Below are 26,188 nucleotides of genomic sequence, written 5' to 3'. Positions count from 1 at the left end.
GGCCGCGTTTGACGCTTTACCGAGCGCGCAAGACAAGGCAGAACAAAAAGGACCCAATAGAAAGGATGCGTCATGCCGGCACTACTGAATACTGTTGACCCGGGCGGGCTGGAGGAGTTCTCGGTGGTTTTTACCGACCGTTCTCTGAACCATATGTCTGCAAGTTTTCAGCGAGTCATGCGCGATATTTCGGCAATGCTGCGTGAAGTTTACAATGCTGAAGGCGTTGCGGTCATTCCCGGCGGAGGCACCTATGGGATGGAAGCCGTCGCGCGACAGTTTGCGCGGGATGCTGATGTGCTTGTCGTACGCAATGGGTGGTTTTCATATCGGTGGAGTCAGATCATCGAGTCAGGTGATCTGACATCGTCGACCACCGTTCTCAAAGCGCGTGAAACCGGCAATTCCAGCCCGTCACCTTTTGCTCCGGCCCCGATTGATGAAGTTGTGGCGACAATCCATGAGAAACGACCGGGTATTGTCTTCGCGCCGCATGTTGAGACCTCGGCCGGAGTGATTCTGCCTGATGATTATGTGACAGCGATGGCCGCTGCTGCGCATGAGGTGGGGGCGTTGATGGTGCTGGACTGCATCGCCTCGGGCTGTGCCTGGGTCGATATGAAGGCCACCGGAGTGGATGTGCTGATCTCGGCTCCGCAGAAGGGGTGGAGCGCAACGCCATGCGCCGGTCTTGTCATGCTATCCGAACGCGCCGAGGCGCGGCTGGCAGAAACCTCATCCGATAGCTTTGCGATAGATTTGAAGAAATGGCGCCAGATCATGCAGGCCTACGAGAATGGAGGCCATGCCTATCACGCCACCATGCCGACGGATTCTCTGCTTTCCTTCCGCGACACAATGGCCGAGACACGCGCGTACGGCTTCGAAAAGCTGCGCGCGGCGCAATGGGCGCTGGGTGATGGCGTCCGGGCCTATCTTAGGGACAAGGGCGTCATGTCGGTTGCTGCCGAAGGGTTCGGCGCGCCCGGTGTGGTGGTCAGCTATACAGCAGACCCCGAAGTGCAGAACGGCAAGAAGTTCGCGGCCCTGGGCATGCAGATCGCAGCGGGCGTGCCGCTGCAATGTGACGAACCCGAAGGGTTCAGCACCTTCCGTCTCGGCCTGTTTGGCTTGGACAAGCTGTATGATGTTGACGACACGATTGCGCGCCTAAAACGGGTTCTGGATCAGGTGCTGTAATAGCGTGGCGGGCAGAAGCCCGCCCTATGGTTCAGCGGACGCCGAGGCCCATTTGCATTAGCGTCTTGCGCACGGGTGGTAAGGAATAGAGCGCATTCAGGCCCATCGCTCGTGCGTCGCGCAGCGGACGCGCTTCGATCATCGAGGCGCGGTTCAGCAGGTCGATGCCTTTGACGCGCAGTTCGATCTCGGTATGGCGGGCCTTGTGATAGGAATCCAGCATCTGCGCATCGCCTAAGCCCTCGGGCCGGGCTTGCGTCAATTCCAGCAAGCAGCGCAGATCGCCCAACGACATGTTCAGCCCCTGCGCACCAATAGGTGGCACCACATGCGCGGCCTCGGCCATCAGCGCGATGCGTTCACCCGACAACCGTTCCGCCGACTGGCTGATGATCGGCCAGATCGTCCGGCGTGAGGCCAATTTCAGCGGTCCGAACAGCCCGCAAGAGCGTTCGGTCATGGCGGCTTCGAACGCGTCGGATTCAAGGTTTAACAGTTCAACGGCACGTGGCCCACGTTCCATCCAGACAATGGCCGAGGACGGCTGGCCTTGCCAGTCGGGCAGGGGGACCAATGTGAACGGCCCGCCCGAGCGGTGAATCTCGGTCGAGACATTTTCATGCGGGATGGGATGGGTGACGGCGAAGGCGAGGGCCTTTTGGCCGTAGCGCGTGGTATGAACATTGATCCCGGCAGCTTCGCGCATTGGTGAACTGCGCCCGTCGGCGGCGATTACCAGTTTGCAGCGGATGCGGGTGCCGTCGCTCAGGCCAACCCGCGCCTCATTGGTGCGGGTGAACAGGCTGACCGTACCGGTGCCGGGGCGGAAATCGACATTCGGCAGTTCGGCCAGTCGCGCCACCATCTCGCGGCGCAGCAGCCAGTTGGGCAGGTTCCATCCGAATGGCTGGTCCGAGATATCGGCGGCGTTGAAATCACGTACGACGCGCGGTTCAGGCACATCGCCACCCGCATCCACGATGCGCATGATCTGCAGCGGCGCGGCGTGGGCATCCAGCTTGGCCCAAAGCCCGCAGTGTTCCAACAGACCGTGGGCAGGCTGCAAAAAAGCGGTGGTACGCAGATCCGATCCGTCCACGTCCCGCTCGGTGATCGGAGGCGTGGGATCGACGCAGACTACGTCGAACCCGGCAGCGCCAAAGGCGGCGGCGGCGGTCAATCCGGCGATTCCGCCGCCGGAAATCAGGATGTCACAGCTGTCAGTCATGAGTATGTCTCCGTTGCCGCAGACACTAGTGCTGTTGCGCGGTGGGCGCAAAGTGACATCCTGTCTCGTGCTTTATCCCCGAGAGATCAAAATCAGGACAAGGAACATCGTCGGCACCAGCATCAGGGCAGGAATGTAAAGACCCGGCAGGCCGAACAGAAGGATGGAACAGCCCCACATGCTGACCAGCGCCGCGGCTGTATAATAAAGGTCTTCAGCTTCGGCATTGGCCGCGTCCCGGGCCATCCAGCCAAACACGGGAATTGCAAACAAAAGGCGCTGCCAAACAGGCAGGCGCTGAGGCATCTCAAGCGCGGTCATTGGGGTCTCCGATTCTGTTCGTCGCTGAGCTGCATATGGGGTCAATTCTGCAACTGCGAAACGAACAGATCGTCGCAGTGTGACAGCCTATCGCAGGCGACCCAGAAACCCGGTCAGATCATCGGTGTGATGGTGAATATGGTCAGCCTGGTGCGGGTCAGGCGCGACGTGCACGGTACGCATTCCCATCTCGTGCGGGGCGGCCAGATTGCGCGGATCATCTTCGAACATGGCGGCTTTCGCGGTATCGATTCCATCCTGCGCAAAGATCGCCTCGAACGCGGCTTTTTGCGGCTTGGGGCGATAGCCTGCGTGTTCTACGCCATAGATCGCGTCGAACAGCCCATTCAGACCGCGTGCCGCCAGAACGCGCTCGGCATAAGGTGCAGATCCATTGGTATAGACAATGCGTCGCCCGGGCAAAGCGCGGATATGTTCCGCCAGCGCAACATCGGGTTCCATATGGCTCATGTCCACCTGATGCACGGCGTGCAGATAGGGATCGGGGTCCAGATCGTGCTCTGCCATCAGGCCCGCGAGTGTCGTGCCGTATTCGCGCCAGTAATGCGAACGCAGCCGGTCGGCCTCGGGGCGGTCGACGCCGATAGCTTGCACGACGTAATCCGTCATCAGCACTTCGATCTGATCGAACAGGCGCATATGCGGCGGGTAAAGCGTGTTGTCTAGATCGAACACCCATTGGGTGACATGGGAAAAGGCAGGTTTGACCATGCTTTGGGTTTAGGGCGATGGGCTGCGGTTTTCAATGCCGCACTTGATCGGGGGGGCGTGTGGCGGCTAGACAGGTCCGAACGAGGAGACAATTCAGCCGATGCCCCAATCCAAACAGTCCAATACGGACGCCTATAGCCTTATTCTCGAAGCGATAGACGTCGGTGTCTACAAGCCTGGTGATCGGCTGGTGGAAAGCGAACTGGCCGAGCGGTTTGGCGTTTCGCGCACTCCGATCCGCGAGGCGCTGCAGCGGCTGGAAACGCAGTCGTTGCTGGAACGGGACGGGCGGTCGTTGATCGTGGCCTCATTGGACCACAACCAGATGGCCGAGCTTTATGTTGTCCGGCGTGAATTGGAAGGGTTGGCCGCACGTCTGGCCGCAAAACACGCAACCGAAGAGGAAATTCGGGTCCTTCGGGACATGGTGGTGGCCGATAATGAGTTGATCGGAGATCCTGTTGCGCTGTCGCGGGCCAACCGGAGATTTCACGAACAGATTCACCTGGCTTCGCATAACCGCTATCTGGTGCAGCAGCTTGATCTGGTGCATCGGACCATGGCCTTGATGGCGACCACATCGCTGGCCGCAGAAGGGCGTGGCGAGATTGCGCAGAGCGAGCACAAAGGCATCGTGGACGCGATTGCGGCGCGAGACGAGGACGCGGCGGCCAAGGCGTTGCAGGATCACATTTCGGTCGCTTTCATGACGCGGCTGAAACAGGATGCGATCCGGCGCGAGAAATAGCGGCCTCACGTTCCTCGACCGCATGGCCGTGCTGGGTCTTGTCCCAGAAGAACGGATTGACCGCCAGTTCCCACAGGCCTTTGTAGGCCGCCAACACGCCCAGCGGATAGTAAAGCACCATGGTCGGCACCCAGGGTAGCAGGAACCTGCGTTTGCCTGCGATGACACCGCAGATACCCACCAATAGGTTGGCGGCTTCGGCGACGAGAAACAGAACCACGCAGGCAGTCAATAAACCGGGTGTCAGGATTGGTTGATACAGGTGGGGCAGCCCGAAAAAGATGGGCCAGAACGCCCACAAAAGCGGCGCCAGAAGGAATTGGCCCAGTGTTCCCAGAAAAAAGGCCTGTAAGCCCAAAAAGCGCAGCAACCCCAGATCGCGCAGCAATTGGCGTGGTGCGCGCATATGCACCAGATAGGTGACCATGAACCCTTTCAGCCAACGCGAACGCTGCTTTACCCATGGCCAGGCGCGAAAGTTCGCCTCTTCATAGGTCGTGGTGCTGACGATCTCGGTCCGATATCCGGCACGGCTTAGGCGGACACCCAGATCGGCATCTTCGGTGACATTATGGGCATCCCAACCGCCCAGTTCGACCAGCTTGTCGCGGCGAAAAAAGAAGGTTGTGCCGCCCAGCGGAACGACCAGACCAATTCGCGCGATGCCTTTCAGGACGACGCGAAACCAGCCGCTGTATTCGATGCTAAAACAGCGCGACCGCCAATTGGTGCGCGGATTGTAGTAGTCTAGAATACCTTGCAGGCACACCACTTCCTTTGGGGCGTTCGCGAAATGGCGGACAACGGTTTCAATCTGATCGGGTTGCGGGGCGTCTTCGGCATCCCAAACGCCCAAAATCTCTCCACGGCAGAAATCCAGGGCATAGTTCATCGCACGGGGCTTGGTAGTCAGGTCACCCCGATCCGGCACAACAATGGCGCGCATCCAGGTTGGCAGTTCTATTTGCCTGAGCGCCTCATTGGTTACGTCATCCCGCTCTTCCAGCACCAAAATGACATCCAGCAACGCTTTGGGATAGGTCAGGCGGCGCAGCCGGGCGATCAGGTCATCGGCAATCTCGCGTTCCTTATATAGCGGCACAAGGATCGAGACGCGGGGTAGGCGAAGTGACTCAGAGGTCTTTGTTGTTGGCTCAGATTTTTCTCGCCATAGATAAGCAATGAGCCCCGAGAGCCTGAGAGACAAGAACAGCCCCAGAGTCAGCAGTGCAAAGCCCAAAAGAAGGCCGAGGCCAACTATTGGGAAACAAACACAGAGTGCCGCGAACAGGATAAATCCAATGATCGGCCCACGGCGCGTCTGGGCCGACCAATTCCTGCAGCTTTGCCGCGCCTCAACGCGAGTTTCTGCAGCTTGTGCCAGCGGTTGAGCATATTGACGAGCGATGGCAGCATCGATCTGCTCGGGTCCTGCCAGAACCGGGATGATCGTGTAACCGTGGCCTTTCAATGCGTCTGCCACTGCGTCGAATGTATCTGGCCTGGCTGTAGCGATCAGCAGGATTGGCCCCACACGCATCCAGGGCAGTACATTGTGCTCCAACCAAAACTCGACCGGTTCAAGCAAGCAGAGATCTGCGGCAGGTGGTACCTGCGCAAGATCGGCGATCTGAAGGCCGGTTTGGTCAGACAGCGCCGAGAGAACCTGCGCACGGCTGGCCCATCCTTCACTGACCAGTATTTCTCCCAATGGCGCGTTCTGGAATACTTGCATCCGCAGGGCGCGCGCCAACTGGTCGGATGTGATGATGCCTTGTTCGACGAGACATGTGCCGAGCGGTTTGCGCGAATGCGGCCCGGGCACAGGCTGCGCCAGTGTCTGACGCTGGAGATTCAATTCGACCATAACGAAACCCTGCCGCATGTAACATCCGGCAGGGTTGCTTAGTCAGGGTTAACACACGGTTAACGCTGTTGAATTCGCCTTTAAGCTTGTGCTTTTTGATCCGCCATCGCCGCGGCAAAGCGTTCGAACAGGTAGAAACTGTCCTGCGGGCCGGGTGACGCTTCTGGATGATGCTGCACCGAATAAACCGGGCGGCCCGTCATGCGGATACCGCAGTTCGAGCCGTCAAACAGAGAGCGATGCGTTTCGACTACGCCATCGGGCAGTGTTTCCGCGTCCACGGCGAAGCCGTGGTTCATCGAGGTGATCTCGACCTTACCGGTTTCCATATCCTTGACCGGATGATTGGCACCATGGTGGCCGTGGTTCATCTTGATCGTCTGCCCGCCAAGCGCCAGTGCCAGCATCTGATGACCTAGGCAGATACCAAAGACAGGCAGATCTGTTGTATCCAGCACTTCCTTGATCATTGGAACTGCATATTCGCCGGTAGCCGCGGGATCGCCGGGTCCGTTTGACAGGAACACTCCGTCCGGCTTGTGTGCCAGCACCTCCGCAGCCGTTGCGGTGGCGGGCAATACGGTTACGTCGCAACCCGCCGAGGCGAGGCAGCGCAAGATGTTGCGCTTGGCACCATAGTCGATCGCGACCACCTTGTGCATCGGAGCTTCCTGACGCTGGTAGCCATCGGGCCAAGCCCAACGCATCTCATCCCAGCGATAGCTTTGGGCGCAGGTGACTTCTTTGGCCAGATCCATCCCTTCGAGACCCGCAAAACTACGCGCTGCAGCAATCAGGGCTTCGATATCGAAGTTTCCCTCGGGATCATGAGCTAGCGCCACGTGCGGTGCGCCTTGCTGGCGGATCGCGCGGGTCAGGCGGCGGGTATCGACGCCGCCGATTGCGATGCGACCACGTCGGGCTAACCAGCTTTTTAGCTCTTCTGTCGCGCGCCAATTCGACGGCTCGGTCGGGTCCCATTTGACCACCATCCCGGCTGCCACCGGGTCGCCGGTTTCGTCATCTTCGGGATTCACTCCGACATTGCCGATATGCGGGAAAGTGAAGGTCACGATCTGGCCCGCATAAGAAGGATCGGTCATGATCTCTTGATAGCCCGTCATGGCGGTGTTGAAACACAACTCGGCCTCGGTTTGACCGGTTGCGCCGAAGCCCACACCGTAAAACAGGGTTCCATCGGCCAACGCCAGACATGCGGTGGGCTTGGACGGGGCGTTCTGGGCCATGGCGCGACTCTCCTGTAAGGTAAACGGGCGCATAACTAAGTTGGTTATACGCTAGGGTCAAGTCTGTTCAAATTTTGGGCTATTGTTAAAAATCAATGAGTTACAATTAATGTCCACTGTTGTACCAACCTTTTTGTTTCGATATGGTCAGGGTTCCTTTGCCATGGGGATGGACAGACCATATGGATATGCGATCACGGGTGAACTCTGCCCTGAAGCAAGCTATGAAAGACAAAGCCGCCGAGCGTCTTTCGACACTGCGCCTGATCAATGCGGCGATCAAGGATCGTGATATTGCTTCGCGCGCCTCTGACAATGAAGAGACCAAAGGCTGCGGCGATGCCGAAGTGCTTGAAATTCTGGGTAAAATGACCAAGCAGCGCAAGGAAAGCGCACGCGCCTACGAAGAGGGCGGACGCCTTGATTTGGCCGCGCGGGAACTGCGCGAGGTTGAGGTGATTGAGGAATTCCTGCCCAAACAGCTGGACGACGACGAGGTTAGCAAGGCCATTCAGACCGCCATCACGTCTACTGGGGCGGGCTCAATCCGCGATATGGGCAAGGTGATGGGCGAGTTGAAGTCGCGCTATACCGGTCAGATGGATTTCGGCAAAGTAGGACCGATGGTCAAAGATCATCTTTGCGCTAACTCGAACGGCGCTTAGTCACGTCGATTTGCGCAGTTTCTGACTCAGATCATCAAACAGCGCGATCCGCTCGTCCTCGGACAGGAACGCGCCGATCTCAACTTCGCGCCCATCGCCGATCAGCGTTACGTAATGGGGTACCGGACCACCGCTGGTGTGCATTTCAGGACGGGCCCAATAGCGGTTGCAGGTCCATTCCTGATCGCCCTTGTCTGGGTGGTGGTGCACAAGGTGGGCTTGCGTCTGGCCTAAGGTCAGAACCTCGAACACGCTGCGCGCGCGATAATTTGTCTGGATTGCCAACCAGAGGCCCAGAACCGTCAGCAGTAGGAACGGCAGCAGACCCCACAGGACGATCGAACCCAACATCGCCAGCAGCGGGATCAGTCCGAACAGGAACACCGACAAGATGACGGTCATTGCACCACGTGGTGGCAAGGAGTTGTGCGGCCAAAGCCGCAGTTCCTGTTCAGCGTCCGAGTTTTCTGTCCATTGATAAGGCATGGCGAGAACCTAGCTCAGACCGGCGCAATGTCGAAGCAAAAATCAGTCAGACAACGTGGCCGACGCGGACCCATGACAGGGCATCGTCCAGCCGGTCATCGCCCCAGAACACTTCGTCGCGGACAACAAAGCTGGGTGCGCCGAAAACCCCCAGTTTGATGGCCTTGTTTGTCTCGTCCTCCAAGGCTGCAACAGCGTCCGGGCTGCGGGCACGGGCAAGCATCAGGCGTGGATCTTGTTGGCACCGAAGCAGGGCTTCGGAAATGGCGCTTTCGCTACCGGCTTCAATCCCGTCCTCGAACCAGATCCGATAAAGATTTTGCGTGAACCCCGCGCCCCAGCCGTCCTGCATGCCCAGCAAAGCCACCTGATTTGCCAGCGCCAGGTCAGAAATTGGATAGGGGGCGGGAAGTTTGGCGTGGATGTGATATTTTGCGGCGCGCCGCTCAATATCGCGCCACATATAGGCCGACTTCACCGGTTTGCCCGCGAAGGGTATATTTTGCTGTTCCGACATCACCGTGCGCACGTTGAAGGGGCGCCAGGTTACCGTCGCATCGTTTTCTTCGCACCAGCCATCCAGGCGCGTGATGGTCAGAAAACTGTAAGTGCTGCCGATTGAATACCAAAAGTCGATCTCGGGCATTGCAAGGCTCCTGTCAAAAGGGGCTTTGCCAACCAGAATACCGCAAAACGGAGGTTTTTTCGATCTTTGCCCAATTTAAATGGTCAAAGTAACGCTTTATCGATGGGTTCTGTCGGCTGAGGGGCAGTGCCGCAGGAAGTCATCTGGCGCAGGTCGATTTCGATCATGCGGCAGATGGACGAGATCGGAACATCGGTTACGTCGCCTTCGAACGGGTCCTCCATCGAGGCGCTGACCCGTTCAGTCACGAAGAAAATCCAGCAAACCAACGCTCCGATCGGAGCAAAGACTGCCCAGTCAAGCAGAACGGATTTTGTTACCGAGTAGCCCATGCCAGCGGTGATCGAGCGTTGGTCATTCAACGCCAGCGGTAACATGAAGATAAAAATATAGCTGAAGATGCGTCCGACCTCGGCGACCTGCCGTGGGAAGGGGGTATTCTTGATACGTTCGCTTTGGCCTTGCGCGTCTGCAAACCGTGCTAGCCGGTTCATCAGCGCCACATGCCAATAGGGGTCGATCTTGCCGGATTGCGCCAGTGATGAAAGCCGCTCACCCTGAAGAAACAACAGGTACGCGGCACGGTTGGATTTCCCTTCGAGCAGAGGCAAATCAGCCGCCAGTTGGGTATCGCGCCAGCATTCGGGTTCCTGATGCAGCGCGATTTTGTCCACGACCGGTTTGTGTCCGAACATCCACGGGCGGCGGGCACGTCCATGCGTTGCGGGCTGGCGCAGCTGAAATGCCAGCATGTTGAGCCAAGCGATATGACGTTCCAGCAATTCACGCCGTATCTCGGGCGCAAGCGGCGTGCCGTCAGCCTGAACCAGATTGCTGATCGTGTTGCCCCAATCGCGACTGGCGTTGACGATGTCCCCCCAGATCTTGCGGGCCTCGACCCAGCGGCCATAGGCCGAGGTGTTCTTGAAACCCAGAAAAAATGCCACTGCCAAACCCAGCATCGTGACCGGTGGGCTGGAGTTCGAGATCAACTCAAGCGGAGTAACTTCATCCACTAGTTCAAGCAGGAGTATCCAGGCCATGACGATGCAAATGAACCCGGCAGAGCCTTTGACCAGTTGCCGAAGTGTGATGCCGTGATGGAGAATCATGTGGCGCGCACCCGTCTTAGATTATGCTGTTTTCGCAAATACTAGCGGCCTGATCTTTGGTGCGTCTACGTGTTGGGTGCAGCAAGTTGCGGACTGGGGGCATAAAAAACACAAAGCCCCGCACGGGGCGGGGCTTTGCTGAATTTGGTTTGGATGGCGGGATTAGTGCGCGTGGCCCTTGTCCCAGTCTTCCTGCTTGGGCAGCTGCTCGAACGTGTGTTCAGGCGGCGGCGTGGGCAGGGTCCATTCCAACGTATCCGCGTATTCGTTCCACGGGTTCGGGCGTGTCTCTTTCGCACCACGCAGCAGGGCGTAGATCACGATGCCGAAGAACAGCAGGAACGAGGCGAACGAGATGAACGCACCAATCGACGAAACGAAGTTCCACTGAGCAAACGCTTCAGGGTAGTCGATATAGCGGCGTGGCATGCCCTGACGGCCCAGGAAGTGCTGCGGGAAGAAGGTCAGGTTGGCGCCGATGAAGAACAGCCAGAAGTGAACCTTGCCCCAGAACTCGGAATACTGACGGCCCGTCATCTTCGAGAAGTAGAAGTACACGCCAGCGAAGATCGCGAAGACGGCACCCAAGCTCATCACGTAGTGGAAGTGCGCAACGACGTAGTAGGTGTCGTGATAGGCACGGTCCACGCCGGCCTGCGACAGCACAACGCCGGTCACACCACCAACGGTGAACAGGAACAGGAAGCCGAAGGCGAACAGCATCGGGGTTTTGAACTCGATCGAGCCGCCCCACATGGTCGCGATCCACGAGAAGACCTTAACGCCGGTCGGAACCGCGATGACCATCGTGGCCAGCATGAAGTACGCTTGCTGACGCAGCGACATGCCAACGGTGTACATGTGGTGCGCCCACACGACAAAGCCCAGAACACCAATCGCGATGATCGCCCATACCATCGGCAGGTAGCCGAAGATTGGTTTGCGCGCGAAGGTCGCGATCACGTGGCTGATGATGCCAAAGCCGGGCAGGATCACAATGTACACTTCCGGGTGGCCAAAGAACCAAAGGATGTGCTGATACAGGATCGGATCGCCGCCACCGGCCGGATCAAAGAAGGTGAAGCCGAAGTTGCGGTCCATCAGCAGCATGGTGATCGCACCTGCCAGAACCGGCAGCGACAGCAGAATCAGCCACGAAGTGACGAAGATCGACCAGCTGAACAGAGGCACCTTGAACAGTGTCATTCCCGGGGCACGCATATTCAGGAAGGTGGTGATCATGTTGATTGCGCCGAGGATCGAGGAGGCGCCCGATACGTGCACGGCGAAGATCGCAAGGTCCATGGACATGCCGCCTTCTGTCGTCGACAGCGGTGGATACAGAACCCAGCCAACACCTGAACCAAGCTGGTCATTACCACCGGGGCTGAGCAGCGAGGCGACGCCCAGCGAGGTGCCAGCGACATACAGCCAGAAGGACAGGTTGTTCATCCGCGGGAACGCCATGTCCGGCGCGCCGATCTGCAACGGCATGAAATAGTTGCCAAATCCGCCGAACAGGGCAGGGATGACCACGAAGAACATCATCAGAACACCGTGATAGGTGATCATCACGTTCCAGAGGTGACCGTTGGGGGTACATGGATCGGCCATGAAACCTTCGAGGCACATATACTGAACACCGGGGTGCATCAGTTCGAGCCGCATATAGACAGTCATCAGAACCGAGATCAGACCGGCAAGGGCCGAAAAGACCAGGTAGAGAATCCCGATGTCCTTGTGGTTGGTCGACATGAACCAGCGGGTGAAAAAGCCGCGCTGATCTTCATGCTCGTGACCATGAATGGCTGCGTCTGCCATTAGGTGCCTCCTGTTGCAACTGTACCGCGCAGTCGGACCTCTCCAACGCGCGGGATTCCTGCTGGTTTTAGATTGCGAAGGGGCGACCTTCAATGGTCGAGTTTGATCTGGATCAAGATTAATTGTCGCGGGCAGACTGTGCTGCGCGATAATCTGACCTCGGATGCGAGGGATTTGGGGATTCAGTCCGCGATTACAAGTGGTGACGGGGAAACCCGCTTGACCCGCATCAAGCGGCGCCTCAGAACAACGGGTAAGTCCAACACCGGAGGCCTGTAATGACCGCTTATGATCCCGAAAATGTCTTTGCCAAGATCCTGCGCGGAGAAATCCCATCAAACCGTGTGTATGAAGACGACGACACCGTCGCGCTGATGGATATCATGCCCCGGGCGGACGGGCACTTGTTGGTGATCCCCAAAACCTCCTGTCGCAACATGCTGGATGCAACGCCCGAGCAACTGGCAGCGGTGATGGCGACGGTACAGAAGATGGCTCACGCTGTGAAAGAAGCGTTTGACGCTGATGGCGTCACCGTTCAGCAATTCAATGAGGCCGCAGGCGGGCAAGAGGTATTTCACCTTCATGTGCATGTATTGCCGCGCCACGAGGGCGTCTCGATACGCCCGCCCGGTAAAATGGGCGATTTTGACCTGATTGCTCAACACGCCGACAAGATCCGCGCGGCACTGACCTGATCCACCTTCGAAGCGAGCTGTCGCAGGCGTCGTGATCGCCAAACGCATGGAGCACGACACTTGCGTAACAGCGCTGCCCGTCGCAGACCTGAGGAATACGGATCAGTCTTGTTCCATTCATTTCATGCGTGCGATCCGGACTCGTAAAACATCAGGCTGCTGTCCGGCGATTTCATTAGCCCGGTTCAAGTTTTTCCATTTGCACTTTCGAGTGTGAGCAAAGCCTCTAATTGGGCCAGCGGGTGGCCAGATCTTGGCCATGGCGTACGCATTGCAACCGCCGCAGCGCGGTTTCGTCATAGCGGCGCCGATTACCCGCAGTAGGTTCGAACGGCGGTAGAAGTCCAGAACCGGATCGTAGGTGCTTTGAATCCAGTGCGAAATGAGGGAGCCCCGATTGCATTCATTTTCGAAAACACCCCCTTGAACCTCTAGTCACTAGAGGAATTATGTAGCATGGTGATTCAGTAAATAGGACACACTAAAATGGCTCATCAGCATTCCCACAAAGGGCACAGCCACGCGCATGTTGATCCGCAGGCCGGAGATGCGCGCGTTGCCTGGGCCATCGCGGTCAATATGTTCTTGACGCTGGCACAGATTGTGGGCGGGGTTATTTCAGGTTCGCTCGCCTTGATTGCGGACGCCTTGCACAACCTGTCAGATGCGATTGCGCTGGTCATCGCATTCTTTGCTCGCAAGATCGCTCGTCGACCCGCGAACGCGCGTATGAGTTTCGGGTATGGCCGGGCCGAGGTTGTAGCGGCGCTGGTTAACTACACAACACTGATCGTTCTGTCGGTCTATCTGCTGTACGAAGGCGTAATGCGGTTTGTCGAGCCCGAGCCGGTTAATGGCTGGATCGTTGTCTTGATCGCTGGGATCGCATTGGTCGTCGACCTTGTCACCGCTATGCTGACCTATTCCATGTCCAAGGACAGCATGAATATTCGTGCGGCATTCCTGCACAATGTGGCCGATGCATTGGGGTCCGTCGCCGTGATTGTCGCAGGTACCGCTGTAATTGTCTTCAACTGGACTTGGGTCGACCCAGCGGTCACCATCATGATCTCACTTTACATCCTTTGGCACGTCAAATCCGAGATCGGTGAAACCATACGCGTTCTGATGTTGGGCGCGCCAACAGAATTGGATCCGGAAGAGGTCGCCACAGCCATTGAAGGCGTATCGGGCGTGGCAGGAGTTCACCACATCCATCTGTGGAGCATGCAGGAGCGTGAGCCCGCGCTGTCGGCGCATCTGGTCATCAAACCCGACGCACAAGATAGTGCCGAGGATATCCGGGTGATGGTCAAGCAGGTTCTGCAGAACAAGTTTGGGCTTGGTCATGTTACGCTTGAAATCGAAGCCAGCGGGCACGCTTGCGTCGGATCAACCCGATTTGGGCATCAACAGATTTAGGGGCCTAAAACGAGAATTGCCGTTCCGATATGGGGTCGGAACGGCAGACTCGTAACCAAACACTTTCACGGATTTCGCAGGGCAGCCCTGAGATCACCGGTTAACACACCACTCACTCATGAACGGTCATTACATACTATGTGGTCAGATGGCGTTTGTAAGGAGAGGATGTGAAGAATCCCTGAATTTGAGGCGAATTGAGGCCATTCAAAGGAATTTTCTGAATGATTTTCGAAACAGAGTGCCCCAAATACTAGCATTGTCTTTTGCGTATTCTGGCCAGATCTGTCCGAATACGTGGAATCACCTATAAACTAGGCGCCCTCGGTGGCGAAGACCTCATCAAAGGTCTTTTTTAGCGCAACATCGACGTCATCCATGGTCACCGGCAACCCAAGATCGACCAGTGAGGTCACCCCGTGTTCCTGAATTCCGCAGGGCACGATTCCGGTGAAATGTGACAGGTCCGGCTCGACATTGATTGAGATGCCGTGAAAGCTGATCCATTTCCGCAGGCGAATGCCGATGGCCGCGATCTTGTCCTCGGCTGGCTGGCCGTTGATCGTCAGCGGCTTGTCTTGCCGTTGCACCCAGACGCCCACGCGGCCGTCGCGGATCTCACCGGTGACATTGAACTCGGCCAGAGCCGCAATCACCCATGCCTCAAGCTGCTGCACAAAGCGGCGCACATCATGACCGCGTTTGCCCACATCAAGCATGACGTAAACAACGCGCTGACCGGGGCCGTGATAGGTGTACTGTCCACCGCGCTTGCTTTCATAGACCGGAAAGCGATCCGGATCGGTCAGATCTTCTCGCTTGGCAGAAGTCCCAGCGGTATAAAGCGGCGGGTGTTCCAACAGCCAAATGCATTCGGCCGCTTCACCCGCTGCAATCGCGGCAACGCGCGCCTCCATGAAGGCAGTGGCCTCGTCGTAGTCGATCAGCCCGTCGGTAGTCTTCCATTCCATGCTCGTTCCTTAGACCGTCTGCGGGGCAGGGGGAAGGGGTCAGGCGGCCTCGGCCAGGCAGCGTTGCAGGACCTGCGCATAAGTGTCCGTGCCCTGTGCGCCGGTCAGCAGATATTTCCCTCCAAACACCATCGAAGGCACGCCCGAGATGCCTCGGCTGGTCCAGAAATCTTGTTTTTCACGCACCGGTTGGGCATGCGCACCTGATTCAAGTGCGGTTCGCGCCGCCTCCGGGTTGAGCCCGGCCGTCTCGACCGCGCCCATCAACACTTCGACGTCAGAGACATCCTGTTGCTTGGTGAAATAGGTTTCGAACAGGGTCAGTTTCAGCGGATGCTGACGCCCCTGTGTTTCCGCCCAGTCAAGCAGTTGATGCGCGGCAAAGGTGTTCACGATTCTGCTGTCATCAGTGAAATTGAAAGTGAACCCAAGTTCAGTACCCAACGCAGTCAAACGCTCGCGCGCCTGCTGGCTTTGTTCGGGCGTCGTGCCATATTTCTCGGCAATATGCTCCCTCAGATTCTGTCCCTCTGGCCCCATGTTGGGGTTCAGTTCGAACGGATGCCAGCGCAATCGGGCCAGCACATTCTCTTCCTTTAGTGCGGCATCGAGTTGACGAAAACCTACGATACACCACGGACAGACCACATCCGAGACGACATCAATCTGCACGGTAGGGCGGGGATCGGGCGAGGGCATGGCTGCTCCAGATTGCATTGTATCGCGGTTAGATATGGCTAAAGCACGTGATTTCAATCGGCTGTGTTTTTGCCTCTTCACATCGCGCGGCTCAGCGTCTATACGCCCCTCTACCAAGTCATTGGCAGTGCGGTCGTGGCGGAATTGGTAGACGCGCAGCGTTGAGGTCGCTGTGGGGTAACACCCGTGGAAGTTCGAGTCTTCTCGACCGCACCAACATCCTGAAATCGTTACCCGAAATTGTCAGGTGAGACGGGCGCCCTGTTGGTTGAAGCGATAGGTTCGATCATGGGCGTAGCCGAAATGGACGGATTCACCAGCGTTGACCTGATGCTGGCCGAACAGGCGCGCGGTGATCTGGTGATCTTGCATCATCGCGATCACGTTTGTGTCTCCACCCAGATGCTCAACATGGGTCACGTTTGCGGTCAGGGGGCCTTCGTCGGATAAGTACAAGTCCTCTGGGCGGATGCCCAATGTTGTGTCCGCGCTGTCGCCGATCACGCTGGCGGGGAAGAAATTCATCGACGGAGCGCCAAGGAAACCCGCGACGAACTGGTTGGCGGGGTTATTATATAGCTCCATCGGGCTGCCAACCTGTTCAACGCGCCCGTCGCGCAGGACGACGATCTTGTCAGCGAGCGTCATCGCCTCGGTCTGGTCGTGGGTGACGTAGATCATCGATGCATCGAGCTGCTGATGCAGATTGGCGATTTCCAGTCGCGTATTCATACGCAGGGCGGCGTCCAGATTGGATAAGGGTTCGTCAAACAGAAACAGTTTGGGTTCACGCACAATGGCACGCCCGATGGCGACACGTTGGCGCTGGCCGCCTGACAGTTCTGAGGGGTAACGGTCGATATAGGGCTCAAGGTTCAGCATCTTGCTGGCCTTGGCGACGCGTTCTTCGATGACCTGCTTGCTCTGGCCTTCCTGTTTCAGTGCCAGCGACATGTTCTTGCGCACATTCAGGTGGGGATAGAGTGCATAGCTTTGGAACACCATCGCGATGCCGCGTTTCGAGGGGGGCGTAAGGTTCATCACCTCTCCGCCAATGCGCACTTCGCCCGAGGTCACGTCCTCCAGCCCCGCGATCACGCGTAGCAGGGTGGACTTGCCGCAGCCGGAGGGGCCGACGAAGACGACGAATTCTCCGTCTTCGACTTCGATGTTAATATCTTTCAGTACCTCGACAGTGCCGAAGGACTTGTTCACGTTTGTCAGCGTCAGGGCGGTCATGTGCGTGCCTCTTTCAGCGAAATGGGTTGGCCAATGCGGATGCTTTCATCGGCAGCTAGACAGATGGCCAGCGATTGCACGGCGTCGTTCATATGGCGGGTCAGGTCGATGTCCTCGGCGATGGCGCGCAGCATATAGGCTTGTTCGGCATCGCAGAGCTGCTGATGGCCGGGCTCATCGGGCATGTCGATTGTCTGGTCGCCATCGGGGCGATGGACCAGAAGGCCGCCAACCTTGGTGTGTCCGTCGATATCGGCGGATGCGCCCTTGTTGCCATCGGTGATCGAGACCGAGCCGTTGGGCGACACGATGTCTTTCACGAAGAACGCAGTTTCGGACATCATCGGGCCCCAACCGGCCTCATACCAGCCGACCGAGCCATCCTCGAAGACCACCTGAAACTGGCCGTAGTTGTACATGTCTTCGGCGATCTCATCGCTTAGGCGCAGGCCCATGCCGTGGACTCGCACGGGGTCGGAGTCAGTGATCTGACACATCACGTCGACATAATGCACACCACAATCGACGATGGGCGAGGTGGTCTGCATCAGAGCTTTGTGTGTTTCCCAATCGGCCCCGCTGCTTTGCTGGTTGAGGTTCAGGCGGAACACATACGGCCCGCCGAGGTCGCGCGCCTCGGAAATCAGGCGCATCCACGAAGGATGGTGTCGCAGGATGTAACCGATCACCAGTTTGCGGTTGGTCTCAATGGCCTTTTCGACAACACGCTTGGCATCTGCCACAGTGGTCGCTAGCGGCTTTTCGACAAATACATGCGCCCCGGCCTCCATCGCCGCGCAGGCGAAATCGGCGTGGCTGTCGGAGTAGGTCGCCACAACCACCAGATCCGGGTTGGTTTCAGTCAGAGCTGCCTGAAAATCTGAATAAGCCGGATAGCCTGACAGGTCAGGATGGTCGACGCGACCGGATCGGTTCACCAACCCAACAATCTGCGCGTCCAGGTGGTTGTGGTGGGCCAAAGCGTGGCTCAGCCCCATATTGCCGAGGCCGGCGATCAGAACTTTGGTCATTTCACAGCTCCTGAAGTGATGCCGCGGATCAGTTGGCGCGAGAAGATGACATAGAGCACCAGCACCGGCAGGATCGCCATGCTGAGCGCCGACAGAACCGCGTTCCAGTCGGTGACGAACTGGCCGATAAAGACCTGGCTGCCCAGCGTCAGTGTTTTGGTTTCCTCGGCCGGGGCAAGGATCAGCGGGAACCAGAGGTCGTTCCAGATGGGGATCATGTTGAAAACGGCGACCGTTGCCATGGCGGGGCGGACCAGCGGCAGAACCAACCGGAAGAAGATGGTGTATTCGGACAGCCCATCGACGCGGCCTGCGTTCTTCAGATCGTCCGAGACTTGCCGCATGAATTCAGACAGGATGAACACGGCTAGCGGCAGCCCTTGTGCAGTATAGACAAGGATCAGCGCCCAGAGGGTGTTCACCAACCCGGTGGCAACCATCATCTCAAGTATCGCAACAGTGCCGATGCGGATCGGGATCATGATCCCAAGGGCCAGATAGAGGCCCATCAGGGTGTTGCCTTTGAACTTGTACTCGCTCAGGGCAAAGGCAGCCATGGCGCCAAATAGCAGAACGAAGGCCAGCGACACCACGGTCACGATCAGCGAGTTCTGGAAATAAAGGAAGAAATCCCCTTGTTTCATCACCGTCTGGTAACCGATCAGCGAGAAGCTTTCGGCATCGGGTAGGGCGAGTGGCTCGCGGAAAATCGAGCGGCGGGTTTTGAAGCTGTTGATGATGATCACGAAGACCGGGAACAGGGCAATCAACGTGTAGAGGATCAACGCCCCATGCATGGCGGCCGTGTTCAGCGGGTTATGGCGAGCTTTATTCATCCGGCGATCCTCACAGCTGATACCGGCGCATCCGGGTCTGGATGCCGAAGAGGTAGATACAGACACCTACAAGGATGATCGCGAACATGGCGCCAGCGATGGCGGAGCCCATGTGCGGGTCGCCCAGTTGCAGCTGGAAGCCAAAGAATGTGCGGTACATGAAGGTGCCCAGGATATCGGTTGAGAAATCCGGCCCCGCCAGTGCGCCTTGCGAGACGTAAATCAGGTCGAAGGCGTTGAAATTTCCAACAAATGTTAGGATTGAGATGATACCGATTGAAGGAATGATCAACGGTAGTTTGATCTTCCAGAAGGCTGAGGCTCCGGTGATGCCGTCAATTTCTCCGGCCTCGAGAATTTCTTCGGGGATCGACAGCAGGGCGGCGTAGATCAACATCATCGGGATGCCGACGAATTGCCAGACCGAGACAAGTGCCAGTGTCGTCAACGCGTATTCTTCCTTGCCCAGCCATGGTGCAAACAGCGACTTCAGACCAATGGCGTCCAGCATTGAAGGTGCGATGCCCCAGAGCGGTGACAGGATCAGCTTCCACGCGAAACCGACGATCACAAAGCTCAGAATGGTCGGAATGAAGATCGCGGACCGATAGAGCGCGGCAAACCGCAAGCGTGGATGCGACAGAAGCGCGGCCAAAGCGATGCCGATGGGGTTCTGAACCAGCATGTGGATCAGGAAGAACCAGAAGTTGTTGCCCAAAGCGTTCCAGAACTGCTCGGACCAGATCGGATCGAAGAACAGGGTGCGGAAATTCTGCAAGCCCACGTAGATACGTGTCTGATCAACCTCGGAGAACAGTGCGAGGCGCAGTGTGTTGAACAAGGGGAAGATCATCACTGCCGTGTAGACCAGCACCGCAGGGGCGAGGAAAACGGCAATGTGCCAGCGTATGCGGCGGGTCTGCATGGGAATCTCCGGCGGAAAGGTCCGGACGCGACGCGGTAGCCGCGTCCGGTGTGAGTGGCCTAGTTGTTACTGATGCGGTGCGTACCAGCTGGCCAGACCGTCTTGCAGTTGCTGACCCAGCGCTTCGGGTGTCTCGGCACCCTTGATGGCTGCAACGGATGCACCCCAAGTCTCGTTTTCTAGGTTCGGTGTGCCGCGCGACAGGATTTGGTAGGTCGAGCGGATTGTGCTTTCGCACTCATCCCGCCAACCGACGATTTCCTTGGCCAGTGGATCTTCCAGCTCGACCGGAGTGCTGGACAGCGGGAAGAAACCAGGTAGGGCGTTACCGAAGATGCTGGCGAATTCCGGGCTTGCGACCCAAGCCAGGAAGGTGCGCGCAGCTTCTTGGTTTTCGCTCGCCGCGTTCATGCCTATGCCGATATCGGTGTGGTCCGAAATATAGCAGGTATCGCCCGCGTTCTGGACCGGTGGCTTAAAGGCGCCCATTTCGAAATCGGCCTGCGTGTTGAAGCCCGAGATTTCCCAGCTGCCTGCTGGATAGACCGCTGCACGACCCAGCGTGAACAGGTTCTGGCTGTCGGGATAGGTTTGCGCTTCATACCCGTCGCCGAGATAGTCGGCCCACTTGGCCAGTGTCGCATACGGGGCGACCCACTGGGGGTCGGTCAGCTTCTGCTCGCCCTTGATCAGCGCCTGACGGCCTTCTTCACCTTTCCAGTAGTTCGGGCCGATATTGTTATAGCCCATCGTTGCGGCTTCCCACTGGTCATTGGTGCCCATCGCCATCGGGATATAGGTACCGTCTTCCTTGATCTTATCGAGGGCGGCAAAGAACTCAGCTTCGGTAGTTGGAACTTCGATGCCCAACTCATTGAACGCATCTTTGTTGTAGATGAAGCCGTGAATCACTGACGCCATCGGGACGCAGAAACTGGCCGAACCGTCATCGGTTTGCCACGCAGATTTGGCCACGTCCGAGAAGTTTCCCATGGCCTCAAGATCAGACAGATCGGTCAGGTGCCCCGACTCGTATAGCGCAAGCGAGGCATCAAACGGACGGCAGGTAATCAGATCGCCAGCCGAACCGGCCTCGAGCTTCGAGTTCAAGACAGCGTTGTATTCTGCCGGTGCTGAGGGCGAGAAGATCACTTTGATGCCGGGATTCTCGGCCTCGAACGCCGGAATGATCTTTTCCTGCCACAACGCCAGATCGTCGTTTCGCCAACTTTCGATGGTCAAAGTGGCCTCTTGCGCATAGGCGCTTGTGACCAGCGCCGTGCTCATCAAGGCAAGGCTAAGAACTTTGCGTGTCATTTGATATCTCCCAGGTTGATGGTTTCTTGGTTTTGTTTCATCCGCTCCAGCGCAGGGCGGAGGTGATCGTCGGTGTTGTTTAGCATTGCTTGCGCCGCGTCCAGGGACCCTGCGCCTACAGCCAAAAGGGCCGCGCATTTGAGGTTGCCCTCTGCCGCAGTCAACGCCTTTGTAGCCTGCGCCGAGGAAACGCCGGTCAACTGACAGACGATCCCGTTGGCTCGGGCGCGTAGCTTGTCATTGTCAGCGCGCAAATTGATCATCATGCCGTCCTGAATATGCCCCAGCTCCATCGCCATCAGCGTCGAAAGCATGTTCAGTGCGATTTTCTGCGCTGTACCAGCACCCATGCGGGTAGAGCCCGAGATCAGTTCAGGTGGTGTCGAAAGCAGGATTGGATGGTCAGAAAGCTGCAACAGTTCGGTGCCCCCGTTATTGGCAATGCCGATAACTGTGGCGCCTCTGTCCCGCGCGATCCGCGCTGCTGCGGTTGTGTACGGTGTGGTTCCGCTGGCCGAGACGGTGATCAAGGTGTCTTTGGCAGAAAGATCGGCCAGGTCTCGGGCAAGGCTGTCGGTGGCATCTTCGACATCTCCCGGCATCTCAACTCCTGAGGGCAATCCACCTGCCATGTGGATGCGAATCTGGCGGGCTGGTATCGAAAAAGTTCCCCCGAGTTCCAGCGCATCCGAGGCGGCCATCAAGCCGGAAGAGCCTGCCGCCAAATAGCGCAAAACCCCGCCCGATCGGATGGATTGCGCCATAGCTTTTGCGCCTGCGCAGAGGGTGGGCAGCGAGGAAAGCGGGGCAGCGGCAGCGTCGGCTTGCGAGCGGGCCAGCAGCTCGGCCACTTCAGTCAGCGGTCGGGCGTCAAGTCCGATCGCGTCTTGATGTAGCTGTTCGGTAACTGGCTTGGTCACGTGATTCTCCCCCGAGATTTTGAATATCATACCTTTTAGATACCATTAGTCTACCATTTTATTTTTACGCCCACTATTTTCAAGATTTAGACAACTATTACTGCATTATTGTGTAATTTGGTCTTCAATATTAGAAAAAGGTATTATAAAGGTATCTCCATGAGTCGCCCTTCTGATACCATTGTGCTGGCCGCTGATGGCGGTGGAACACGCTGCCGTCTTGCTGTTTCAGACGGCTCTGCGGTTCAGTGTGTCGAGGTTGGTGCGGCAAATGTATCAACCGATTTTGACGCAGCCTGCGCTGAGTTGATGCACGGAATTGCTGCTTTGGCCCGACTTGCCGGACTAGAGGCAACTCAAATTTCTCGTGCGCCAGCCTACTTGGGGCTGGCCGGTATCACGGGGCGCGCGCTGGCTGATCGGCTGGCAGAAAAGCTGCCATTTGACCATGTTCTGATTGAAGATGACAGGCCCGCCGCATTACGTGGTGCGTTGGGCTCGAAAGGCGGTTTCGTAGCGCATTGCGGAACGGGTTCTTTTCTGGCGGTCCAGAATGGGGATCGCAGGTCATTTGCCGGGGGCTGGGGACCTGTTCTCGGGGATCAGGCCTCGGCGCAATGGGTTGGGCGGCGGGCTTTGGCCTGTACGCTTGACTTTGTGGACGCTCTGAAGCCTGCGTCTGAATTGGCGGACAGCCTGTTGTCGCGTTTTGATGGCGCTGCTGGGATTGTCAGGACCGCCTCCAAGATGTCGCCTACCGAGTTCGGAGCGCTGGCGCCTGTTGTCACGCAACACGCAAAGCAAGGAGATGCGCTTGCGCTGTCGATCATGGAGGATAGTGCACAGTATCTGTCGGATCAGATGTTGGCGATGGGCTGGATGCCCGGCCTTTCGATCTGCCTGACCGGCGGCATCGGCCCGCAATATGCGGAATTTCTGCCTGCGCCAATGCAACAGGAGTTGGCCGAACCGCTGGGCGATCCGTTGACCGGTGCCATCGCGTTGGCCCACGCCTTTCAAAAGGAGACCCGACATGAGCGTTGCTGACTTCTTGCGGCCCGAGGGTTGGCTGGGTCAGACTGCCGGTCCGCGTTACGTGCAGTTGCGGCAGCGGCTGGAGCAGGGGATTGAAGAGGGTATTCTGGCCCCGAACAGTTCACTCCCGCCCGAGCGCGAGATTGCCGAACTGACGGACCTGTCGCGGGTGACGGTCCGCAAGGCGATTCAGGAACTTGTGCGCAAAGGCGCGATTGAACAGCGACAAGGCTCGGGGTCATTCGTGCGTCAAGCGGTTGCACGGGTTGAGCAGTCGCTGTCGCATTTGACCTCGTTTACCGAAGACATGGAGAGGCGCGGTTTTGAAACGACTTCAACCTGGTTGGAGCGCGGTATATTCCTGCCGTCGCCTGATGAGATGCTGGCGCTGGGTCTGTCGGCCAGCGATCAGGTCGCGCGCATTCATCGACTGCGCGCGGCTGGTGGGCGGCCAATGGCGCTGGAACGCGCGGCGTTGCCGCTGGATATATTACCTAACCCGACTGAGGTTACCGGATCGCTCTATGCCTTCCTCGAACACTCGGGCAATCGTCCGGTGCGCGCGATCCAGAAAATCTCGGCCATCAATCTCGAAGCGACCGAGGCCGGTTTGCTGGACGTTGCCGAAGGTACGGCAGGGCTGCGCATTCAGCGGACCTCATACCTAGAAAGCGGGCGCGTTGCTGAACTTACCCGATCCATCTATCACGGCGATGCCTACGATTTCGTGGCAGAGCTGCGTCTGTCAACCTGAAAGGCAGGGCACATGTCCAGCGAAACAACTCAAATGCGGCAGGAAATCAATGAGATACCTTTTGCCGTTGATCGGCTTCTCACTGATGGTGCCACGGCGATTACAAAGACGGCCAGCGCGATCCGCGCGCACGATCCCGGCTTCCTGATTTCGGTTGCGCGGGGTTCGTCGGACCATGCCTGCAGCTATCTGAAATACGCTTCGGAACTGCTGCTGGGCCTGCCCATGGCCTCGGTTGGGCCGAGCGTGAAATCGATCTATGGGGTCGATATGCGATGCCCCGGTGCGCTGTGTATTTCGGTATCCCAATCGGGTCAAAGCCCCGACATCGTACAGCTGACGAAGTCCCTGACAGAAGGCGGCGCGTATTCGGTGGCGATCACGAACGATACCACGTCTGCACTGGCCCAGAACGCCACCTCGGCTCTGCCCATCCTTGCAGGCCCCGAGCTTAGCGTGGCTGCCACCAAGACTTTCGTCACCTCTCTGGTCGCCGGGCTTTGGTTGCTGGCCGAGGTCAAGGGCGACGATACCTTGCTGGCTGCAATTCACAAATTGCCGGAAGATTTATCGCGGGCGATCACCTGCGATTGGAGCGCGGTGGTCGAGGCAGTCGATGGCCAATCCCTGTTCACTTTGGGACGTGGGATGTCCTGGGCAATTTCGAATGAGGCGGCGCTGAAATTCAAGGAAACCTGCCAGATTCATGCGGAAAGCTATTCCTCGGCCGAAGTTCTGCATGGCCCGGTTTCGATCGTGGATCAGGGCTTTCCGGTGATTGCGTTCTCGTCCGGAGACGCGGCTGAGGCCAACATCGCCGAAATCGCCGATGCGCTCGCAGCTAAGGGCGCAAAAGTCTTCGCAACGACCAATCAGGTGTCTGATGCCGTGAGGCTACCACATGTCCGCACCACGCACTGGATGACAGATCCGGTAGCCTCAATCGCTTCGTTCTACGGTATGGTCGAAACTGTGGCCACGCGCCGGGGCATCAATCCCGATGCACCGCGTCACCTGCGGAAAGTGACGGAGACGGTATGACCGATGCGACGATCACCTTCGCGGGCGGGCCTATCTTTGATGGTAAAACCCTGAAGGACGGCCACGCCGCCCGTTTCGTCGGCGGGCTGCTCGACAGTATTTTGCCCGAAGCCGAGTTGCCTTCGGATGAGATGGTTCAGGATCTGTCAGGCGATATTTTAAGCCCCGGCTATGTAGATTTGCAGGTGAATGGCGGCGGAGGCGTCATGTTCAACGACGATCCATCGGTCGAGACATTACAGCGTATTGCGGCGGCTCATCGCAAGCTTGGCGCGACGTCGATCCTTCCGACGCTGATCACGGACACGCCCGAAAAGACAACGGCTGCCATTTCTGCTGCTTCTCAGGCCATTCAGCGCGGAGTTCAGGGGATTGTCGGCTTGCATCTTGAGGGGCCGCATCTCTCGGTGCGACGCAAGGGCGCGCATGACGGCGGGCTGATCCGCCGGATGCAGGACGCTGATCTTGCACAGCTGATAGAAGCGGCAGGGGCGTTGCCTGCATTGATGGTCACGCTTGCGCCGGAAAGTGTCACGATTGCTCAGGTCGAAACGCTCAGCAAGGCGGGGGTCATCGTGTCGTTGGGGCACAGTGATGCCGAGTTTCAAACCTGCGTGGCTTACGCACAGGCGGGCGCGCACTGCGCCACCCATTTGTTTAACGCGATGAGTCAGTTGGGCAACCGCGAACCGGGGCTGGTTGGCGCAGTCTTGTCCAGCGGTGCGATGTCTGCCGGATTGATAGCGGATGCAATCCATGTTCACCCGCAGACGATGCGCGCCGCCTTTGCAGCTAAACAGGGGCCGGGGCATCTGTTTCTGGTGAGCGACGCGATGGCCGTTGCTGGAACGGATCTGCGGGAATTCAAGCTGGAAGGGCGTGTCATCCAACGTGAAAACAGCAGGCTGACCTTACCGGATGGAACCCTGGCCGGGGCCGATCTGAACCTGACCACCGCGCTGCGCGTGTTGACAACGGATGTCGGCGTTTCACAGACGGACGCCTTGGCAGCGGCCACACGCATTCCGGCGGATATCATTTCCCAGCGCTCAATCGCGCGCCTGAACTTGATATCGCAGGCCATTCGCATTTCTCCGGACTTGTCGCAGGCCCGTCCGGCGGTTGCTTAACCTCGCATTGCAACAAATTGCAAAACACCGCGTTTTTCGCATCTCGCCTCAACTGTAGCGGTTGTGTAAGACCTTAGGCGAACGTGGTTTGGGAATG

26 protein-coding genes and 1 tRNA gene are annotated in these 26,188 nt (G+C 57.9%); 10 read left to right on the top strand and 17 right to left on the bottom strand.

Annotation, left to right across the window (positions count from 1 at the left end; translation table 11 throughout):
- Positions 1 to 72: 72 nt before the first annotated feature.
- Positions 73 to 1,200 carry an aminotransferase class V-fold PLP-dependent enzyme gene (locus tag ACR0NM_RS07265; protein WP_480569194.1) on the top strand — a complete coding sequence of 376 codons (1,128 nt, stop codon included), beginning with the start codon at positions 73 to 75 and terminating at the stop codon, positions 1,198 to 1,200.
- Between the two features lie 31 nt (positions 1,201 to 1,231).
- Here the strand turns inward: ACR0NM_RS07265 and ACR0NM_RS07260 are convergent, their stop codons facing one another.
- The 3 genes from ACR0NM_RS07260 to ACR0NM_RS07250 all read right to left on the bottom strand — a co-directional run bounded on the left by ACR0NM_RS07260 (position 1,232) and on the right by ACR0NM_RS07250 (position 3,481).
- Positions 1,232 to 2,428 carry a UbiH/UbiF family hydroxylase gene (locus tag ACR0NM_RS07260; protein WP_480613809.1) on the bottom strand — a complete coding sequence of 399 codons (1,197 nt, stop codon included), beginning with the start codon at positions 2,426 to 2,428 and terminating at the stop codon, positions 1,232 to 1,234.
- A gap of 72 nt (positions 2,429 to 2,500) precedes the next feature.
- Positions 2,501 to 2,749: a hypothetical protein gene (locus tag ACR0NM_RS07255; protein ID WP_480613807.1), complete on the bottom strand. Its 249-nt coding sequence runs from the start codon at positions 2,747 to 2,749 to the stop codon at positions 2,501 to 2,503.
- Between the two features lie 87 nt (positions 2,750 to 2,836).
- Positions 2,837 to 3,481, bottom strand: a complete 645-nt coding sequence (locus ACR0NM_RS07250) for a pyrimidine 5'-nucleotidase (protein ID WP_480613805.1) — start codon at positions 3,479 to 3,481, stop codon at positions 2,837 to 2,839.
- Positions 3,482 to 3,581: 100 nt separating this feature from the next.
- Here ACR0NM_RS07250 and ACR0NM_RS07245 point away from each other — a divergent pair, with 100 nt between their 5' ends.
- A complete protein-coding gene (locus ACR0NM_RS07245; protein ID WP_170393473.1) occupies positions 3,582 to 4,229 on the top strand; it encodes a GntR family transcriptional regulator in 648 nt (215 codons plus the stop codon).
- Here the strand turns inward: ACR0NM_RS07245 and ACR0NM_RS07240 are convergent.
- Together ACR0NM_RS07240 and carA are read right to left on the bottom strand one after the other, a co-directional pair.
- Entirely contained in the window at positions 4,186 to 6,114 is a 1,929-nt protein-coding gene (locus ACR0NM_RS07240) for a glycosyltransferase family 2 protein (RefSeq protein WP_480613803.1), read from the bottom strand. The genes ACR0NM_RS07245 and ACR0NM_RS07240 overlap by 44 nt on opposite strands.
- Before the next feature lie 62 nt (positions 6,115 to 6,176).
- On the bottom strand, positions 6,177 to 7,343 hold the full coding sequence (gene carA, locus ACR0NM_RS07235; protein ID WP_170393471.1) for a glutamine-hydrolyzing carbamoyl-phosphate synthase small subunit: 1,167 nt from the start codon (positions 7,341 to 7,343) through the stop codon (positions 6,177 to 6,179).
- A 182-nt stretch (positions 7,344 to 7,525) separates the two neighbouring features.
- Here carA and ACR0NM_RS07230 point away from each other — a divergent pair, with 182 nt between their 5' ends.
- Entirely contained in the window at positions 7,526 to 8,008 is a 483-nt protein-coding gene (locus ACR0NM_RS07230; RefSeq protein WP_480613801.1) for a GatB/YqeY domain-containing protein, read from the top strand.
- Here the strand turns inward: ACR0NM_RS07230 and ACR0NM_RS07225 are convergent, their stop codons facing one another.
- From ACR0NM_RS07225 to ctaD, 4 genes are all read right to left on the bottom strand, one after another.
- On the bottom strand, positions 8,009 to 8,494 hold the full coding sequence (locus ACR0NM_RS07225; RefSeq protein WP_170510555.1) for a DUF2244 domain-containing protein: 486 nt from the start codon (positions 8,492 to 8,494) through the stop codon (positions 8,009 to 8,011).
- Between the two features lie 46 nt (positions 8,495 to 8,540).
- Positions 8,541 to 9,140, bottom strand: coding sequence for a 2-hydroxychromene-2-carboxylate isomerase (locus tag ACR0NM_RS07220; RefSeq protein WP_170393465.1), 600 nt, complete (start codon positions 9,138 to 9,140; stop codon positions 8,541 to 8,543).
- Between the two features lie 83 nt (positions 9,141 to 9,223).
- Positions 9,224 to 10,252, bottom strand: a complete 1,029-nt coding sequence (locus ACR0NM_RS07215) for a bestrophin family protein (RefSeq protein ID WP_170405037.1) — start codon at positions 10,250 to 10,252, stop codon at positions 9,224 to 9,226.
- A 162-nt stretch (positions 10,253 to 10,414) separates the two neighbouring features.
- Positions 10,415 to 12,073 (bottom strand): cytochrome c oxidase subunit I, encoded by a 1,659-nt coding sequence (gene ctaD, locus ACR0NM_RS07210; protein WP_170393460.1) that lies wholly within the window; start codon positions 12,071 to 12,073, stop codon positions 10,415 to 10,417.
- Positions 12,074 to 12,351: 278 nt separating this feature from the next.
- On the opposite strand from ctaD, the gene ACR0NM_RS07205 reads away from it, so the two are divergent.
- Together ACR0NM_RS07205 and ACR0NM_RS07200 are read left to right on the top strand one after the other, a co-directional pair.
- Positions 12,352 to 12,771 (top strand): HIT family protein, encoded by a 420-nt coding sequence (locus tag ACR0NM_RS07205; RefSeq protein WP_170610159.1) that lies wholly within the window; start codon positions 12,352 to 12,354, stop codon positions 12,769 to 12,771.
- Positions 12,772 to 13,257: 486 nt separating this feature from the next.
- Positions 13,258 to 14,193 carry a cation diffusion facilitator family transporter gene (locus tag ACR0NM_RS07200; protein ID WP_480613798.1) on the top strand — a complete coding sequence of 312 codons (936 nt, stop codon included), beginning with the start codon at positions 13,258 to 13,260 and terminating at the stop codon, positions 14,191 to 14,193.
- 314 nt (positions 14,194 to 14,507) lie between these two features.
- On the opposite strand, the gene lipB is transcribed toward ACR0NM_RS07200, so the two are convergent.
- Both lipB and ACR0NM_RS07190 read right to left on the bottom strand, forming a co-directional pair.
- On the bottom strand, positions 14,508 to 15,164 hold the full coding sequence (gene lipB, locus ACR0NM_RS07195) for a lipoyl(octanoyl) transferase LipB (RefSeq protein ID WP_170610163.1): 657 nt from the start codon (positions 15,162 to 15,164) through the stop codon (positions 14,508 to 14,510).
- 39 nt (positions 15,165 to 15,203) lie between these two features.
- Complete coding sequence (locus ACR0NM_RS07190; protein WP_170610165.1) at positions 15,204 to 15,863, bottom strand: DsbA family oxidoreductase; 660 nt, start codon at positions 15,861 to 15,863, stop codon at positions 15,204 to 15,206.
- Between the two features lie 129 nt (positions 15,864 to 15,992).
- Here ACR0NM_RS07190 and ACR0NM_RS07185 point away from each other — a divergent pair.
- Positions 15,993 to 16,079 (top strand) — tRNA-Leu (locus ACR0NM_RS07185).
- Positions 16,080 to 16,106: 27 nt separating this feature from the next.
- Here ACR0NM_RS07185 and ACR0NM_RS07180 read toward each other — a convergent pair.
- The 6 genes from ACR0NM_RS07180 to ACR0NM_RS07155 form a co-directional block, all read right to left on the bottom strand.
- Complete coding sequence (locus tag ACR0NM_RS07180) at positions 16,107 to 17,102, bottom strand: ABC transporter ATP-binding protein (protein ID WP_170405045.1); 996 nt, start codon at positions 17,100 to 17,102, stop codon at positions 16,107 to 16,109.
- Positions 17,099 to 18,133, bottom strand: a complete 1,035-nt coding sequence (locus tag ACR0NM_RS07175; protein WP_480613796.1) for a Gfo/Idh/MocA family protein — start codon at positions 18,131 to 18,133, stop codon at positions 17,099 to 17,101. The genes ACR0NM_RS07180 and ACR0NM_RS07175 overlap by 4 nt, the downstream gene beginning before the upstream one ends.
- Complete coding sequence (locus tag ACR0NM_RS07170) at positions 18,130 to 18,969, bottom strand: carbohydrate ABC transporter permease (protein WP_170393445.1); 840 nt, start codon at positions 18,967 to 18,969, stop codon at positions 18,130 to 18,132. Before ACR0NM_RS07170 ends, ACR0NM_RS07175 begins: the two co-directional genes overlap by 4 nt.
- Before the next feature lie 10 nt (positions 18,970 to 18,979).
- Positions 18,980 to 19,894 (bottom strand): carbohydrate ABC transporter permease, encoded by a 915-nt coding sequence (locus ACR0NM_RS07165; protein WP_170393443.1) that lies wholly within the window; start codon positions 19,892 to 19,894, stop codon positions 18,980 to 18,982.
- A 66-nt stretch (positions 19,895 to 19,960) separates the two neighbouring features.
- On the bottom strand, positions 19,961 to 21,211 hold the full coding sequence (locus ACR0NM_RS07160) for an ABC transporter substrate-binding protein (protein WP_170393441.1): 1,251 nt from the start codon (positions 21,209 to 21,211) through the stop codon (positions 19,961 to 19,963).
- Positions 21,208 to 22,131: an N-acetylmuramic acid 6-phosphate etherase gene (locus tag ACR0NM_RS07155; protein WP_170393438.1), complete on the bottom strand. Its 924-nt coding sequence runs from the start codon at positions 22,129 to 22,131 to the stop codon at positions 21,208 to 21,210. The genes ACR0NM_RS07160 and ACR0NM_RS07155 overlap by 4 nt, the downstream gene beginning before the upstream one ends.
- A 159-nt stretch (positions 22,132 to 22,290) precedes the next feature.
- Here ACR0NM_RS07155 and ACR0NM_RS07150 point away from each other — a divergent pair, with 159 nt between their 5' ends.
- The 4 genes from ACR0NM_RS07150 to nagA are packed head-to-tail and all read left to right on the top strand — an operon-like array spanning position 22,291 to position 26,091.
- Complete coding sequence (locus ACR0NM_RS07150; protein ID WP_480613794.1) at positions 22,291 to 23,178, top strand: glucosamine kinase nucleotide-binding domain-containing protein; 888 nt, start codon at positions 22,291 to 22,293, stop codon at positions 23,176 to 23,178.
- Entirely contained in the window at positions 23,165 to 23,920 is a 756-nt protein-coding gene (locus ACR0NM_RS07145; RefSeq protein WP_170393434.1) for a GntR family transcriptional regulator, read from the top strand. Before ACR0NM_RS07150 ends, ACR0NM_RS07145 begins: the two co-directional genes overlap by 14 nt.
- Before the next feature lie 12 nt (positions 23,921 to 23,932).
- Positions 23,933 to 24,961: an SIS domain-containing protein gene (locus tag ACR0NM_RS07140; protein WP_480613792.1), complete on the top strand. Its 1,029-nt coding sequence runs from the start codon at positions 23,933 to 23,935 to the stop codon at positions 24,959 to 24,961.
- Complete coding sequence (nagA, locus tag ACR0NM_RS07135) at positions 24,958 to 26,091, top strand: N-acetylglucosamine-6-phosphate deacetylase (RefSeq protein ID WP_480613790.1); 1,134 nt, start codon at positions 24,958 to 24,960, stop codon at positions 26,089 to 26,091. The genes ACR0NM_RS07140 and nagA overlap by 4 nt, the downstream gene beginning before the upstream one ends.
- Positions 26,092 to 26,188 lie beyond the last annotated feature (97 nt).

It is taken from the genome of Ruegeria sp. AF2 (genome assembly GCF_056542025.1).
Note: the sequence above shows the minus strand (reverse complement) of the source record. Positions and strands in the feature narration are given on the sequence as shown.

Coding starts and splice junctions, on each gene's coding strand:
- ACR0NM_RS07265 (WP_480569194.1), top strand. CDS start 73: ATGCCGGCACTACTGAATACTGTTGACCCGGGCGGGCTGGAGGAGTTC.
- ACR0NM_RS07260 (WP_480613809.1), bottom strand. CDS start 2,428: ATGACTGACAGCTGTGACATCCTGATTTCCGGCGGCGGAATCGCCGGA.
- ACR0NM_RS07255 (WP_480613807.1), bottom strand. CDS start 2,749: ATGACCGCGCTTGAGATGCCTCAGCGCCTGCCTGTTTGGCAGCGCCTT.
- ACR0NM_RS07250 (WP_480613805.1), bottom strand. CDS start 3,481: ATGGTCAAACCTGCCTTTTCCCATGTCACCCAATGGGTGTTCGATCTA.
- ACR0NM_RS07245 (WP_170393473.1), top strand. CDS start 3,582: ATGCCCCAATCCAAACAGTCCAATACGGACGCCTATAGCCTTATTCTC.
- ACR0NM_RS07240 (WP_480613803.1), bottom strand. CDS start 6,114: ATGCGGCAGGGTTTCGTTATGGTCGAATTGAATCTCCAGCGTCAGACA.
- carA (WP_170393471.1), bottom strand. CDS start 7,343: ATGGCCCAGAACGCCCCGTCCAAGCCCACCGCATGTCTGGCGTTGGCC.
- ACR0NM_RS07230 (WP_480613801.1), top strand. CDS start 7,526: ATGGATATGCGATCACGGGTGAACTCTGCCCTGAAGCAAGCTATGAAA.
- ACR0NM_RS07225 (WP_170510555.1), bottom strand. CDS start 8,494: ATGCCTTATCAATGGACAGAAAACTCGGACGCTGAACAGGAACTGCGG.
- ACR0NM_RS07220 (WP_170393465.1), bottom strand. CDS start 9,140: ATGCCCGAGATCGACTTTTGGTATTCAATCGGCAGCACTTACAGTTTT.
- ACR0NM_RS07215 (WP_170405037.1), bottom strand. CDS start 10,252: ATGATTCTCCATCACGGCATCACACTTCGGCAACTGGTCAAAGGCTCT.
- ctaD (WP_170393460.1), bottom strand. CDS start 12,073: ATGGCAGACGCAGCCATTCATGGTCACGAGCATGAAGATCAGCGCGGC.
- ACR0NM_RS07205 (WP_170610159.1), top strand. CDS start 12,352: ATGACCGCTTATGATCCCGAAAATGTCTTTGCCAAGATCCTGCGCGGA.
- ACR0NM_RS07200 (WP_480613798.1), top strand. CDS start 13,258: ATGGCTCATCAGCATTCCCACAAAGGGCACAGCCACGCGCATGTTGAT.
- lipB (WP_170610163.1), bottom strand. CDS start 15,164: ATGGAATGGAAGACTACCGACGGGCTGATCGACTACGACGAGGCCACT.
- ACR0NM_RS07190 (WP_170610165.1), bottom strand. CDS start 15,863: ATGCCCTCGCCCGATCCCCGCCCTACCGTGCAGATTGATGTCGTCTCG.
- ACR0NM_RS07180 (WP_170405045.1), bottom strand. CDS start 17,102: ATGACCGCCCTGACGCTGACAAACGTGAACAAGTCCTTCGGCACTGTC.
- ACR0NM_RS07175 (WP_480613796.1), bottom strand. CDS start 18,133: ATGACCAAAGTTCTGATCGCCGGCCTCGGCAATATGGGGCTGAGCCAC.
- ACR0NM_RS07170 (WP_170393445.1), bottom strand. CDS start 18,969: ATGAATAAAGCTCGCCATAACCCGCTGAACACGGCCGCCATGCATGGG.
- ACR0NM_RS07165 (WP_170393443.1), bottom strand. CDS start 19,894: ATGCAGACCCGCCGCATACGCTGGCACATTGCCGTTTTCCTCGCCCCT.
- ACR0NM_RS07160 (WP_170393441.1), bottom strand. CDS start 21,211: ATGACACGCAAAGTTCTTAGCCTTGCCTTGATGAGCACGGCGCTGGTC.
- ACR0NM_RS07150 (WP_480613794.1), top strand. CDS start 22,291: ATGAGTCGCCCTTCTGATACCATTGTGCTGGCCGCTGATGGCGGTGGA.
- ACR0NM_RS07145 (WP_170393434.1), top strand. CDS start 23,165: ATGAGCGTTGCTGACTTCTTGCGGCCCGAGGGTTGGCTGGGTCAGACT.
- ACR0NM_RS07140 (WP_480613792.1), top strand. CDS start 23,933: ATGTCCAGCGAAACAACTCAAATGCGGCAGGAAATCAATGAGATACCT.
- nagA (WP_480613790.1), top strand. CDS start 24,958: ATGACCGATGCGACGATCACCTTCGCGGGCGGGCCTATCTTTGATGGT.